Annotated in this window: 14 protein-coding genes; 8 read left to right on the top strand and 6 right to left on the bottom strand. The window is 70.6% G+C overall.

Annotated features, from left to right (window positions below):
- Positions 1–2: 2 nt before the first annotated feature.
- Positions 3–563 carry a GNAT family N-acetyltransferase gene (locus tag DAERI_RS16400; RefSeq protein WP_103130521.1) on the top strand — a complete coding sequence of 187 codons (561 nt, stop codon included), beginning with the start codon at positions 3–5 and terminating at the stop codon, positions 561–563.
- A 3-nt stretch (positions 564–566) separates the two neighbouring features.
- Here the strand turns inward: DAERI_RS16400 and argB are convergent, their stop codons facing one another.
- Both argB and DAERI_RS16390 read right to left on the bottom strand, forming a co-directional pair.
- Positions 567–1,316, bottom strand: a complete 750-nt coding sequence (gene argB / locus DAERI_RS16395; RefSeq protein ID WP_103130520.1) for an acetylglutamate kinase — start codon at positions 1,314–1,316, stop codon at positions 567–569.
- Between the two features lie 226 nt (positions 1,317–1,542).
- A complete protein-coding gene (locus DAERI_RS16390; protein ID WP_103130519.1) occupies positions 1,543–2,046 on the bottom strand; it encodes a GNAT family N-acetyltransferase in 504 nt (167 codons plus the stop codon).
- A 161-nt stretch (positions 2,047–2,207) separates the two neighbouring features.
- On the opposite strand from DAERI_RS16390, the gene DAERI_RS16385 reads away from it, so the two are divergent.
- From DAERI_RS16385 to DAERI_RS16365, 5 genes are all read left to right on the top strand, one after another.
- Positions 2,208–3,236: a tRNA dihydrouridine synthase gene (locus tag DAERI_RS16385; RefSeq protein ID WP_103130518.1), complete on the top strand. Its 1,029-nt coding sequence runs from the start codon at positions 2,208–2,210 to the stop codon at positions 3,234–3,236.
- Between the two features lie 7 nt (positions 3,237–3,243).
- On the top strand, positions 3,244–3,798 hold the full coding sequence (locus DAERI_RS16380; RefSeq protein WP_103130517.1) for a DinB family protein: 555 nt from the start codon (positions 3,244–3,246) through the stop codon (positions 3,796–3,798).
- Positions 3,799–4,044: 246 nt separating this feature from the next.
- Complete coding sequence (gene hemC, locus DAERI_RS16375; protein ID WP_103130516.1) at positions 4,045–4,974, top strand: hydroxymethylbilane synthase; 930 nt, start codon at positions 4,045–4,047, stop codon at positions 4,972–4,974.
- A gap of 10 nt (positions 4,975–4,984) precedes the next feature.
- Complete coding sequence (locus DAERI_RS16370; protein WP_103130515.1) at positions 4,985–5,950, top strand: asparaginase; 966 nt, start codon at positions 4,985–4,987, stop codon at positions 5,948–5,950.
- A gap of 93 nt (positions 5,951–6,043) precedes the next feature.
- Positions 6,044–6,364, top strand: a complete 321-nt coding sequence (locus tag DAERI_RS16365) for a hypothetical protein (RefSeq protein WP_103130514.1) — start codon at positions 6,044–6,046, stop codon at positions 6,362–6,364.
- 96 nt (positions 6,365–6,460) lie between these two features.
- Here the strand turns inward: DAERI_RS16365 and DAERI_RS16360 are convergent, their stop codons facing one another.
- Positions 6,461–7,072 carry a DedA family protein gene (locus DAERI_RS16360; protein ID WP_103130513.1) on the bottom strand — a complete coding sequence of 204 codons (612 nt, stop codon included), beginning with the start codon at positions 7,070–7,072 and terminating at the stop codon, positions 6,461–6,463.
- A gap of 81 nt (positions 7,073–7,153) precedes the next feature.
- Here DAERI_RS16360 and DAERI_RS16355 point away from each other — a divergent pair, with 81 nt between their 5' ends.
- Entirely contained in the window at positions 7,154–7,819 is a 666-nt protein-coding gene (locus DAERI_RS16355; protein WP_165794251.1) for an HAD family hydrolase, read from the top strand.
- A gap of 55 nt (positions 7,820–7,874) precedes the next feature.
- Here the strand turns inward: DAERI_RS16355 and DAERI_RS16350 are convergent, their stop codons facing one another.
- The 3 genes from DAERI_RS16350 to DAERI_RS16340 form a co-directional block, all read right to left on the bottom strand.
- Positions 7,875–8,855, bottom strand: coding sequence for a ferritin-like domain-containing protein (locus DAERI_RS16350; protein ID WP_103130511.1), 981 nt, complete (start codon positions 8,853–8,855; stop codon positions 7,875–7,877).
- A gap of 241 nt (positions 8,856–9,096) precedes the next feature.
- Positions 9,097–9,774, bottom strand: a complete 678-nt coding sequence (locus DAERI_RS16345) for an SDR family oxidoreductase (RefSeq protein ID WP_103130510.1) — start codon at positions 9,772–9,774, stop codon at positions 9,097–9,099.
- 72 nt (positions 9,775–9,846) lie between these two features.
- On the bottom strand, positions 9,847–11,076 hold the full coding sequence (locus DAERI_RS16340) for a M24 family metallopeptidase (RefSeq protein ID WP_235610436.1): 1,230 nt from the start codon (positions 11,074–11,076) through the stop codon (positions 9,847–9,849).
- Positions 11,077–11,156: 80 nt separating this feature from the next.
- On the opposite strand from DAERI_RS16340, the gene DAERI_RS16335 reads away from it, so the two are divergent.
- Positions 11,157–13,034 carry a menaquinone biosynthesis decarboxylase gene (locus DAERI_RS16335; RefSeq protein ID WP_103130509.1) on the top strand — a complete coding sequence of 626 codons (1,878 nt, stop codon included), beginning with the start codon at positions 11,157–11,159 and terminating at the stop codon, positions 13,032–13,034.
- Positions 13,035–13,202 lie beyond the last annotated feature (168 nt).

Below are 13,202 nucleotides of genomic sequence, written 5' to 3'. Positions count from 1 at the left end.
CCATGACGGCCCTGCCCCAGGTTCCCCCTGAACTTCGCACGCCCCGCCTGCTCCTCCGCGCGCCTCGGCCCGAGGACGCCCCCGCCCTGCATACCGCCGTCCAGACCTCGCTCCCCGAATTACGGCGCTGGATGGTCTGGGCGCACGACCCCCTGGACCTGCCCGGCACGGTCCAGAACCTCACGGAGGCGGCGCAGAGGTTCGAGCGGCGGGAGACCCTGCGCTACCACGTCTGGAACGCGGAGGGCACGGAACTGATGGGCAGCAGCGGCTACCACGCCCTCGACTGGCGGGTGCCGAAGGGGGAGATCGGGTACTGGATCGCCACGGCGCATACCGGGCAGGGCTACGCGACCGAGGTGGCGAGGACCCTGACGGAGGTGGGCCTGGAGACGCTGGGCCTTCGCCGCATCGAGGTTCGCTGTGACCGCCGCAACGAGCGCAGCGCCCGGATCCCCCGCACCCTGGGTTACACCCTGGACGCCTTGCTGAGAAACGACGACGTGGCGGCGGACGACCCCGGGCAGCTCCGCAATACCCTGCTGTTCAGCGTGACGAGGTAGGGGTCAAGGTGTGATCCGCGTGCCCGCCTCCCCCCGCGCGGCGGCGGCCAGCACGCCCGCCTTCATCCCGCTGGCGATCACGGCGAAGGGGGCTCCGGCGTCCAGCGCCTCCAGCGCCGCGCGCACCTTGGGGATCATGCCCCCCGCGATCCAGCCGTCCCGGATGCCCGCCTCGACCTCCGCGCGGGTGAGGTGCGGCGCCAGGCTCTTCGGGTCGGGATAGGCGCGGTACACGCCGTCCACGTCGGTCAGGAACACGATGGGTTCGCCCAGCGCCCCGGCGACCGCCCCCGCCGCCGTGTCGGCGTTCACGTTGAGCGCCTCACCGTCCGGGGCCACGGCCACGCAGCCCACCACGGGAGTGAGGCCCGCCCCCCGCAGCGTGCTCAGCAGGCCAGCGTTCACGCCCGTTACCCGGCCCACCCGGCCCAGCGCGGGGTCGAGGCTCTCGGCCACCAGCAGTTCGCAGTCGCGGCCCATCAGGCCCACCGCGTGCCCCACGTCCTGGCTGAGCCGCTTGTTCAATGCGGCAAGCGCCATCTCGACGACCTCCATCGCCTCCGGCGAGGTCACGCGCAGGCCGCCCCGGAACTCGCTCCCGATGCCGCGCCCCGCCAGTTCGCGCTCGATCACCGGCCCGCCCCCATGCACGACCACGACGGGCACCTCGGCCCGCAGCGCCGCGATCTCCCCGGCGACCGCCCGCCGCAGCTCCGCGCTCTTCATGGCGTTCCCGCCGTATTTCACGATCACGGGGGAAGTCTAGGGGCTGGCTGGTTCAGGGGTCCAGGAACCAGGCTTTGATCTCCACCCCAACGCTCTGGTGTCCCTTCCCCTGTGGCTGTTCTGACCCTCTCCCCTCGTGGGAGAGGGCCTGGCGCAGCCAGGGGTGAGGGGGCGCTCACCCGGCAAGCTCGCCCGTCAGCGCAGCTTCCAGAGGTGGGACAGCCTGGCCTTCCCGGCCTCCTGGACCGTCTCCTCAGTCGCTGGCGAGGCTGAGCGCCGGGAGGCCCACCTTGACCTCGGAGGTGGCCACCGGCTTGGCGTACCACGTCATTGCCGGGCGGGCGTCGAGGGCAAAGGTGTAGCCCCGGCGTTCCCAGAAGCGGGCGCCGCGCGGGTTGTCGCCCAGCACACTCGCCAGGATGCGGGTGGTGCCGGGGGGCAAGCGGGCCTCCAGGTCGCGCACGGCCTGCTCGCCCAGCCCCTGCGACTGGCGGTCTTCCCGAATCAGCAGCAGGTTGATGGTGAGGTCGCCGGGTCCGGGGTAGCCGAGCTTGCAGTCCAGGCTGCCCACGAGTTCGCCGCCGTCGTGCAGCAGCTCCAGACGGCGGCGGGGGTCCAGAAGCGCGATTTCCACGTCGCGCTCGACCTCGCGCGGGGTGGGCACGCGGGTGCCGAGCAGGGCGAAATACCCGGGGGCGGCGGCGTACAGCGTGTGAAGCAGCGGCGCGTGGTGGAGCGCCAGCGGCGTGACGTTCAAGTCAGGGCCTCCCGTCCGGCGGGCGGGGTTGGAACATCTGGAGGGTGAGCCGGACTGGGGACAGCATACGTCCTCCACCCGCCGCGGGGGTAAGTTGGCTCCTTACCGCCGTTTGAGGCGAACTTCACGCGCGGGGTGTACACCTGCGCTACCCTGCCGGGGTGACCTGCGGTCCCGGCTTCTACGCTCGCCGCCTCTCCCGGCCCGGCGCCGTCCTGGCCCCCATGGCGGGGTACAGCGACGCCCCCCTGCGTCAGCTCGCCGCCGAGGAGGGGGCGCTGTGGACCGTCAGCGAGATGATCAGCGCCCGCGGCCTGGTGCTGGGCGGCGACTCCGAAAAGCTCACGCTGGGGCGGCCTTACCCCGGCGAGGCGAACCGGGTCGTGCAACTGTTCGGCGCCGAGCCCGACATCCTGGCGGAGGCGGTGCGGCGCGCCCAGGCTTGGTTTACCCCCGCCGCCCTCGACCTGAACATGGGCTGCCCGGTCCCCAAGGTGCGGGGCCGGGGTGGGGCCTGCCTCCTCCAGACGCCCGAGGTGGCCTACGACCTCGTGCGGGCGATGCGGGGGGCGACCGAACTCGACGTGAGCGCCAAGATTCGCCTCGGCTGGGACACCAACCGCAGCGTCGAGGTCGCGCAGGGCCTGGCCGCGGCGGGGGCCAGCCTGATTACCGTCCATGGCCGCACGAGCGCCCAGCGGTACACGGGCGAGGCCGACTGGGACGCCGTTGCCCGGGTGGCGGCGAGCGTGGACGTGCCGGTCGTGGGCAGCGGGGACGTGCGGAGCGCGGCGCAGGCCCGTGCCCGGCTGCGCTCGGGGGTGGCCGCCGTGATGATCGGGCGCGGGGCAGTCGGGAACCCCTGGGTGTTCCGCGCGCTGGCGACGGGGGAGGACGCGGCGCCGGACGCGGGGGAGCGGGCACGCACCGCCCTGCGACATGCCCGGCTGCACGTGGCCTTTTACGGCGCCGACCGCTTCGGGCTCCTCAGCGTGCGGCCCCTGCGCAAGGTGCTGCCCCAGTATCTGCCCGATCACCCCGACTTGCGCGAGGCGCTCGTTCAGGTCAACACGGTGGAGGACGTGGAGCGTGCCCTCGCCCCACTGCTGGCCGGGTCGGGCGCGGATGAGGACAGGATGAAGGTGTATGAAATCTCCGGGCCCCCTGGGGGGGCAAGGGGTATGCTGTGAGGCAATCATGAACGTCCGCGAGTACTACACTTACCTTTCGGGTGCGCGCGAGCAGCTCTGGAACTTCCTGCGGGCGCTTCCTACCGCCGACCTGGATCGGCCCCTGATCGAGGGGGACCGCTTCCACAACATCAAGGACCTGCTGCTGCACGTCGTGGACATGGAGGATCACTGGGTCCACGGCATCGCGCGGCGGGACGGGGTGGCCTCACGCTATCCCCACGACTGGGTGCAGCCGCACGCCGAGCAGTACGACCTGTCCTGGATTCTGGAGTACGGCCAGGAGGTGGGCGACAGGACGCGCGCCTTCCTGGAAACCAACCCTGACCTCGCCCGCCCGGTGAAGCTCATTCAGGATGACCCGGCGAGCGACACGGTCACGCTCGACCAGCTCATGTGGCACGTCATGACGCACGAGGTCCGGCACACCGCGCAGATCGCGCTCCTGATCCGGCAACTCGGGCACACGCCCCCCTGGCTGGACTACCTGCGCTTCATGCGGCCCCAGCACACGCTCGTCCCGGCAGGGGACATGCCCGACGACCTCGACGACGACCGCTGAATCACGGGGAAGGCTTTTGGCCCGGCGCAAGCGCAAAGTCGGGTTTTGGCAGGGCTGGCTGCGGTTAACCCCTCAATTAGCTCCCCTTGCGGGGATCCAGGTCGAGGAACCCGGGGCTGTCGCCTCTCTTGAAGGGAAGGTGGACCCTAAGGCCGGACTCGCAGAGCTGCACCGCAGAGGGGTTGCCCTGCCCTCTGTAACCCGGCCTGCCCCTAAACCGGGAACTCCGTATATACTGCCCCGGTTATGCGTACGGTGACGGTTGGAACGCGCGGCAGCACACTCGCGCTCGCGCAGACCCGGTGGGTGGTGGCCCGCCTGAAGGAGGAATGGCCGGACACGGACTTCCGCATCCAGACCATCAGCACGAAGGGCGACCGCAACCGCGCCAGCCTGGAGTCGATGGCCCAGAAGGGTGACAAGGGCTTCTGGGTCAAGGAGATCGAGGACGCCCTGCTAGAGAAGCGGATTGACATCGCGGTGCATTCCCTCAAGGACCTGCCCACCGAGCAGCCCGCGGGCCTGGAAATCTCCTCCATCCCCAAGCGGGTGGACGCCCGCGACGTGCTGATCGGCAAGGAGGGCATGAAGCGGCTCGCCGACCTGCCCCCCGGCGCCCGGGTGGGCACGAGCAGCGTGCGGCGCAAGGCCTTTCTGCGCGCCTACCGCCCCGACCTGGCGATCATTGACCTGCGCGGCAACATCGATACGCGCCTCGCGGCCATCAGCACGCCCGACTATGACGCGATCATCCTGGCGGCGGCGGGCCTGATCCGCACCGAGATGCGCCACCGCATCGACGAATTCATTGAGCCGGACGTTTTGCTCCCCGCGCCCGGCCAGGGGGCGCTCGCCCTGGAGACCCGCGCCGACGACGACCTGAACATTGAGGTCGCCTACGCCATCCACGACCACGGCACCGACGACCGGATCACCGCCGAGCGCGAGTTCCTGGCGGGGCTGGGGGCGGGCTGCATGGCCCCGGTGGGTGCCCACGCGAGCGTGAAGGGCGGCATCCTCACCCTGGAGGGCTGGGTCGGGGCGCTCGACGGCGGCCAGGTCATCCGCGGCACGACCTCCGGCGACCCCGCCGAGTGCGCCGACCTGGGGGCCGAGCTGGCGAGCGACATGCTGGGGCAGGGCGCGCAGGCCCTGATCGAGGCGGCGCACGCCTGAACCCCGCCCCGTGAAGCGCCTCGCGGTCATCCACACGGGCGGCACCATCGCCAGCCGCCCCGACCCGCACGGGCAGGGCGTGACCCCACAGTCGCCGCCCAGCGTGCCGGGCCTGCCGGGGGTGGAGGTCCGCGACCACCAGCCCTTCCGCCTGCCCAGCCCGCACGTCACCCCGGCGCACATGCTGTCGCTGGCGCACCTGATCGAGCGCCTCGCCCCCGAGCACGACGGGGTGGTCGTCACCCACGGGACCGACACACTGGAGGAGACGGCCTTCTTCCTCCACCTCCTCCTCGCTACCCGCACGCCCGTCGTCCTGACGGGCAGCATGAGGCACGCGGAGGAGGTGTCCTGGGATGGGCCGGGCAACCTGCTCGACGCGGCGTATGTCGCCCTGGACAGGCAGTCGCGGGGGCGCGGGCCGCTCGTCGTCTTCGGCGGGGACATCTTCGACGCGCGCACGGTGACGAAGGTTCACACGACCGCGGTGGACGCCTTCGGGGGGTATCCGGGGCCCATTGGCCGGATCGACCGCACCGGGGAGGGGGCGCAGGTCCGTTACTTCGCCATGCCGGAGGCGCGGCCCGTGTACCGGCCCCCGAACGTGAGCGCCCACGTCGAGATCCTCTATGCCTACGCGGGCTGGCAGGGCGAGGGCTACGCCGAGGCGGACGCGCGCTCGGACGGGCTGGTGATCGCCGCGCTGGGCACCGGCAACCTGCCCGCCGAGCTGCTGCCGCTGGTCGCGCGCAGCGCCGGGAAGGGCAGGCCCGTCGTGATCGCCACCCGCACGCACGCCGGGCCGGTCCTCCCCGTCTACGGCTACCCCGGTGGCGGCGCGACACTCGTGGCCGCCGGGGCGATTCCGGCCAGCTTCCTGAACGCGCACAAGGCGCGGGTGCTGCTCCTCGTGCTGCTCAGCCTGGGGCGGAATCTGGCAGACATTCGGCGGGTGTTCGGGGAGGGGGCGTTCTAGGGCGTGATGGAGCAAGGGTTAAGGCTGCGCTCCTTCTCCGGCCTGTCCTGAACTGTTCGGGGTCGGTGCCTCCTCGCCTACAGTGGGCGCAGTATGGACGAAGTCGTGTTGATTCTTGAAGGCGGCTTGCAGGTGACGGGCACTCCCACCCAGGTGGATGCGGACGAAGTCTCCCTGCTCGCCCAGGCTTCCGATGTGGACGGCGTCATGCTCCGGGACGTGCGGTTTGCGGACCGCAGCACCCTGCCCTGGCTGTACGTGCCGTACTCGCGTGTCGTGGCCTGCGGCGTCGCGGCCAGCCTGCCCGAGGACGAGGCCCGCACCCGGCTCTCGCCCGTTGTGCAGGGCGTCCGCAAAGCGTTCTACAGTTCGCGCGGTGCCCACGAGAGCGTGCGGTCGGTGGAGAACGAGTAGGGGTGCCGAACCCTACACGCTCGCGGCTGATGTCCTGACGTAAGCCCCGCCGTCAAGAAAGGGAGACCCCCGGCCTCCCCCCCCGTCCTGCCCCGTTTACGCCTTCGCCCCCTGCTCCCGCTTGCGCTTCAGGAACCACAGCACCGCCGCGACGACGACGACCCCCAGGATGACCTTGGAGGCGGGGCCGACGTACTGCTCCACCTGGTCGTAGTTCTCGCCCAGCAGATAGCCCGCCCCGGCCAGGGCACTCGCCCACAGGCCCGAGCCGATAGCGCTGTACAGAAGGAACTTGGGCATGGGCATCTCGCTCATGCCCGCCGGGAGGCTCAGCAGGCTGCGAATGCCGGGCACCATGCGGCCAAACAGCACCGCCTTGGTGCCGTGGCGGTCGAACCAGTCGTCGGCCTTGCGGATGTCCTCGCCGCGCAGGGTGAGCCACTTGCCGTGCTTGTCGGCCCACGCCACCAGCCGCTCCTCGCCAAAGGCCCGCCCGATGTAGTACAGCGGCAGGGTGCCCACGACACTGCCCAGCGTGCCCACGGCGATCACGACGAAGATATTCATGTCCCCCCGCGCCGCCGCGAAGCCCGCCGAGGGCATGATCAGCTCGCTGGGAATCGGGGGAAAGAGGTTTTCCACAATCATCAGCAGCAGGATGCCCAGGTAGCCCAGGCTGTCCATCAGGTTCTGTACCCAGTCGGCCATCCGCCCCAGAGTAGCGGCTGGGCCGCAGGCGAACGTCCGCCTAAAGTGAGGATGAGGCCGGGGGCGCCCTACACTGCCCCCATGACCTCTCCCGTCCCCCTGCGCGCCCTGATCTTCGACTTCGACGGCACCATCCTCGACACCGAGACCCGCGAGTTCTGGCACTGGCAGGAGCTGTACCGCACCCACGGGCGCGAACTGGCGCTGAGCGACTGGCAGCGCGGCGTGGGCACCTGGGACGCCTTCGACCCCTGGGCGGGGCTGCCCGACCACGTGCGGGCCGACCGCGAGCAGGTGCGCGCCGGGCTGCACAAACGCATCGTGGCCGACATCGCCGAGCAGGACCTGCGGCCCGGGGTGCGGGCGGTGCTGGAGGGGGTGCGCGCCGCCGGACTGCGCCTCGCCCTCGCCACGAGCAGCGACCGCGCCTGGGTCACCCGCTGGATGGAGCAGCACAGGTTGCTGGACCTGTTCGAGGTCCTTGCCACCCGGGATGACGTGCGGCGGGTGAAGCCTGACCCCGAACTCTACGCCCTGGCCGCCGAGCGCCTGGGCCTGCGCGCGGAGGAATGCCTGGCCGTCGAGGACAGCTTTAACGGGGCGACCGCCGCCGTCGCCGCGGGTTGCCGGGTGATCGTGGTGCCGAACGACGTGACCCGCACGCAGCCCTTCCCCCCCGAGTGGCCCCGGCTGGAGGACGGCTTCGCGGGCGGGCTGGAGGAATTGCTGCGGGTGGCGGGGGGATAGGACGGCACGAGAACACGCGCCGGGGAAGTGGTCCCGGCGCGTGTGGGGAAAAAGGTCAGAGCTTCAGCAGCGCGCCGAGGTTGCCGTCGTCGCTCAGGCCGTTCGGGAAGAAGCCGCCCTTGGTCGCCCCAGGCGAGAGGAACACGATGTTGCCCACTTGGCGCGGGGTGCGGCTGAACGCGATGGCGTTCGCGTCGGCGGCGACGATGTTCGAGGCGCTCGCCCGCACGTAGGGCAGGCCAGTCTGCAACGAGGCCACGATGCCCTGGTCGTCGTCGGTGTCGCCGTCCACCGAGTCGCGCAGGTCGCTGATCGCCTGCACGATCTGGCCGACCTTCAGGCCCGCGGCCGCTACCTCCTCGCGGCGGCGGTACAGCTCATGGCGAATCGCCCCGGCGTGGTATGCCTCGACGGCCAGGATCCCCGCCGCATTCTCCAGGTTGCCGCCCGCGCTCTGGTCGTCGATAAAGCGCGCCGCACCCTTGTAGGCGGTCACCCCCACGTCCTCGAAGATGAACGCGCCGTGCAGGAAGAACAGCTCGTTCGCGTACGGGTTGAAACCCTTGATGGCGTCCTTTGAAGCGGCCCGACCAGCAGCATCGAAGGCTGGGCCGAGGTCCAGGGTGGGCTGGGCGACCGGAGTGGCCCCGGCGGCCTTCAACACGGCGCGAATCGCCTTGACGTGCGCCAGCTCGTCGTCCGCGATCTCCTCGGCCAGGCTGCGCACGTCGGCGGACATGCCGGGGATGCCGACCTTGCCCATGCCGGTGAAGCCCGCCGGAAGGATCACCTTGCTCGCGTCACCGCCCGCCGCCGTCAGCTCGTCCAGACGGCCCACCGCGGCCAGGTAGAAGGCGGCTTCCAGGTACTCCAGGTTGAGCGCGAAGTTGAAGATGGCGGCGTCGAGGCCGTTGTCCTGATTGGACGGCGCGGCGATCACGTTCGTGCAGCCGGACAGGACGGCGCCTGCCCCCATCATGCCGGCCATGCCCAGGAACTTGCGGCGGGTGCTCAGGCCTTTCGTGTCGTTGCTCATGCGTGGAACCTCCGGGAACGAGAAGGAAGGAACGGGGCCGACAGGGTGAAAGCCTCAGGGCCGTGGGTACGGTCCTGTTACGCGGAGGCCCGGGGACCTCCTCAGCGTCGCTTCACCCCGCCTCTATGCGGCGTCCCCTGTATTGGATCAGTGCGGAATCAGGTTGAGGGGAACGATTAAACCCGCATGAAGGAGCGCCCTCCCGGACCGGTGATCCGTGGAGGGCGTGGGCCGAAAGAGGTCAGGCGTCCGGGTAAATCTTGAGCTCCGTCACGTGGGCGCGGTCGGGGCGCGTCAGGGCATGCGCGACGCTCTTGGCGAGGCCCCGCGGGTCGATCAGGTCGTCCCAGTCCATCCCGGCCTCGCGGTTTTTCGGCGTGTCGATGGCGCCCATGGGGTACAGCACGCAGCCGCGCAGGCCCCGGCCCTTGAGTTCGTCGTGCAGGCTCAGGACGTAGGCGGCGACGGCGGCCTTGCTGGCGGTGTAGAGCGCCGCCTTGGGGCCGCTCATCCGGGCCGCCTGCCCGGCGCTCACGCCCATAATGAGGCCGTCTTTCTGCCGCAGCATGTGGGGCAACACGCCCTGCACCGCGTGAAAGAGGGTCAGCATGTTCGTGTCGAACATCGCCCGCAGGTCCTCCTCGGTCGCCTTCTGCACGTCCTGCATGGTGAAGGCGCCGACCGTATGCACGAGCGCGTCCACCTTCACCCGGCGCAGGGCCTCCACGCTGGCGGGGTCCCGCAGGTCGAGGTCCAGAACTTCGGTCGCGGGAAAGCGGTCGGCGGCGCGCTCCAGGGCCTCGCCGCGTCCCACGAGCACGAGCTGCGCGCCCGCGTCCTCCAGTTCCTGGGCAACAGCGGTCGCCAGCGCGCCGCCCGCCCCCGTAAGCATGATCGTCGAGGAGCTGAGGTTCGCCATGCCCCCAGACTACCGGGCGAAGGGGTTCAGACAGGCTTGAGAAAGCGCGGGACGTTCGGGCTCAGGCCCTGCCTACTCCCCGTACCCCGCCGCCCGCACAGCCTCCCACTCGCCTGCTCCCAGCACGAAGGGGTGGCGCTGGAGGTCGGTGGTCACCTCCGGCCCCGCCGGTGCCAGGAAGACATTGACCTCGCTGCGGATGCCGAAACCGCGTGCCCGGGGGTAAGTGCCCGGCTCCACCGTCACCGCCAGTCCGGGCGTGAGGGTCCGCGTGTCGTGCGTCTCGTAGTCGTCGAGGTTCGCGCCCGAGCCGTGAAGCTGCACCCCCAGGTCGTGCCCGGTGCGGTGCAGGAAGAAGGGTTCCCACCGGGGCCCCACCGCGTCCCGCGCGGCCCGGTCGAGTTCCCACCCTCGCAGGCGCCCCCAGCCCTCCGCCGCCTGCCGCTCGCGCAGCAGGGCCAGCGCCACGTCCCGCGCCCCCCGCACCGCCTCCCAGGCGTCCAGGTACTCGGGGCCCGGCTCGCCCGCGTGCCCCACCCAGGTCACGTCCGCGAAGGGGCGGCCCGGCTCCTGCGCCCACAGGTCGATCAGGACACACTCGCCCGGCTTCAGGGTGGCGTTCTTCTCCCCCCCGGGCTCGTAGTGCGGGTCGGCGGCATTCGCCCCGAAGCTCACGTTGACCGGGTGGCCGCTCGTCATGCCCGCCTCCCGGATCGCCCGCTCGATCACGGCCTGGACCTCCAGTTCCGTGACGGTCTCGCCCGCCCGGAGCCGCTCGTGCATCAGGCGGAAGGCGTCGTCCTTTGCCCCCATGAGGACAGCGGCGGCCCGGCGGTGGGCGGCGAGGTCCTCCTCCGACCACACCAGGAACGACTGGAGGAGGTCGGCGCTGCTCACCACCTCCGCGCCCGCCGCGCGCACCCGCTCCAGCGTCCCAGCGTCCACCCGGCTCACGTAGGGCACCGCCCCATTCGGGCTGTACTCCATCGCCACCGTCTTCCCGGCGACGACCTCGCGCAGCGCCGCGTCCAACTCCGCGTGCGAGCCGAAGGCACGGAGGGAAACGTTCCACCCCGCCGAGAGCGTCCGCCACGTCCCCCCCTCGATGTGGTTGTGCAGCAGCGTGGCCTGACCCTCGCGCGGCACCCACACGAAAAAGCGGCGGGTGAGGTGGGCACCCGCGGGCAGGCCGAGGACGGTCCGCGCGTGCGGGTTGAGGCCCTGAAAGTCGTAGAGCAGCCAGCCGTCGAGCCCGGTCCCTTGCAGCGCGCCGCGCATCCGTTCGGTGGGGGAGGAGGTCATGGGGGCAGGGTAACAGGCGGGGGACTCGGCCTGGCGCTCCGGGTACGGTTGCCCCGCCCCCCGGCCCCTACACTCGCCTCATGGCCCTCCCTTCCCCCCCCGCCCGGCGCACGCCCGACCTCCAGAGCTTCATCCGGCTGCTGGAGGAACGCGGCGAACTCGTGCGCGTGTCTGTCCCCGTGGACCGCGAGCTGGAGATCACCGAGATCGCCGACCGACTGGTGAAAGGGGGCGGCCCGGCGGTGCTCTTCGAGAACGTGAAGGGCAGCGACTTCCCCCTCGCCATCGGGCTGATGGGCACCCGCGAGCGGACAGCCCTCGCTCTGGGCGTCTCCGACCTCGACGACCTGGCGAAGAAGGTGCGTCACCTGATCGACCTCAAGGGGAGCGGGGGCCTGGGTGGGCTGCTCGGCAACCTCGGCAAGCTGAGGGACGCCATGCACCTCCCACCCCGTCGCGTTCGCTCCGCCCCCGTACAGGAGGTCGTGTGGCGGGAGGGCGAGGTGGACCTCTCCCGCCTCCCCATCCTGAAGTGCTGGCCGCTGGACGGCGGCCCCTTCGTCACCCTGCCCCTCGTGGTCACCCGCGACCCCGAGACGGGCGAGCGCAACATGGGCATGTACCGGATGCAGGTTATGGGAAAGAACGTGACCGGGATGCACTGGCAGCGGCACAAGACCGGGACGAGGCATCTGGAAAAGGCGCGGAAGCTGGGCCGAAAGCTGGAAGTCGCGGTGGCGCTCGGCGGTGACCCGGCCCTGATCTATGCCGCGACCGCGCCGTTGCCGCCCATCCCGGGCCTCGACGAGTTCGCGGTCGCAGGCTACCTGCGGGGCGAACGATACCCGATCACGAGGGGTGTCACGGTGGACCTCGACGTGCCCGCCAACGCCGAGTTCATCCTCGAAGGCTATGTGGACCCGGCGGAGGACTGGGCGGTGGAGGGACCTTTCGGCGACCACACCGGCTTCTACACCCTGCCCGATCTCTACCCGCGCTTCCACGTCACGGCGGTCACGATGCGGCGCCATCCGGTCTATCCCGCGACCATCGTGGGCCGCCCGCCCATGGAGGACGCCTACCTCATTGAGGCCAGCGAGCGCCTCTTCCTCCCCGCCGCGCAGACCATTCTCCCGGAGATTGCGGACTATCACATGCCGCCCGCCGGAGTCGCCCACAACCTTGTCGTGGTGAGTATCAAGAAGAGCTATCCCGGCCAGGCGTACAAGGTCGCCAACGGCCTCTTCGGCCTCGGCCAGATGATGTTCGCCAAGGTGATCGTCGTCGTGGACGAGGGTGTGCGGGTCAACGACTTTGGGGCCGTGTGGCGAGAGGTGGTGGCGAGGGCGGTGCCGGGGCGCGACACACTCACGACCCGCGGTCCTACCGACGTACTCGACCACTCCAGCCGGGGCTGGGGCTACGGCGGCAAGCTCATCATCGACGCGACGAGCAAGCTCCCCGAGGAGGTCGGCAGCGCGGCCAGCAGCCGGGAAGAGCAGGGGAGGGAAGAGGCGATGGAGCCTAGCTTCGTTCCCCGAGTTGCCGCTGAGCTGCCCTCCTTCGAGGGGGTCATCGCCCAACGTCAGACGGCGGACGGCTACTGGCATGTCGCCCTCCACAAGACCCAGCCCGGTCAGGCCAAAGCCCTTGCGCGGGCGTTCGCCGCCCATCCCGCCGCCGCGGGCATCCGCCACCTCCTCATCGCCGACGAGCAGACCGACGTGGGCAATATCCAGGATGTCTGGTGGACGATCCTCAACAACATCGACCCCGAGCGGGATGTCCACTGCCTTCCCACCTCCTCGGGAGGCCTGCTTGCCTGGGACGGGGCCCGCAAGCTCCCCGGGGAAGGTTTCGTCCGCGAGTGGCCCCCCAAGATTGAGATGACCCCCGAGGTGCGGCGCCGGGTGGACGCCCGCTGGCACCTGTACGGCCTGCCGGAGAAGTGGCGCTAGGCTGCCATTTCTCCCGTCATCCCGCTGGAAGCCGGATCGGCGCGGGGGGTGTTGACAGATTCGGCGGGAAGCCGTATATTTCTCTTCGCCCGATGAAAAGGGCGAGGCGGAAAAGCTCGCAAGAGCCCCGCCGGGACGCATGACAAGCTGGTGCAAGTGACGATGACA

Origin of the sequence: Deinococcus aerius, from assembly GCF_002897375.1 — a bacterium.
GTDB classification, from domain to species: Bacteria; Deinococcota; Deinococci; order Deinococcales; family Deinococcaceae; genus Deinococcus; species Deinococcus aerius.
This window is presented reverse-complemented; position numbering and strand designations above follow the sequence as displayed.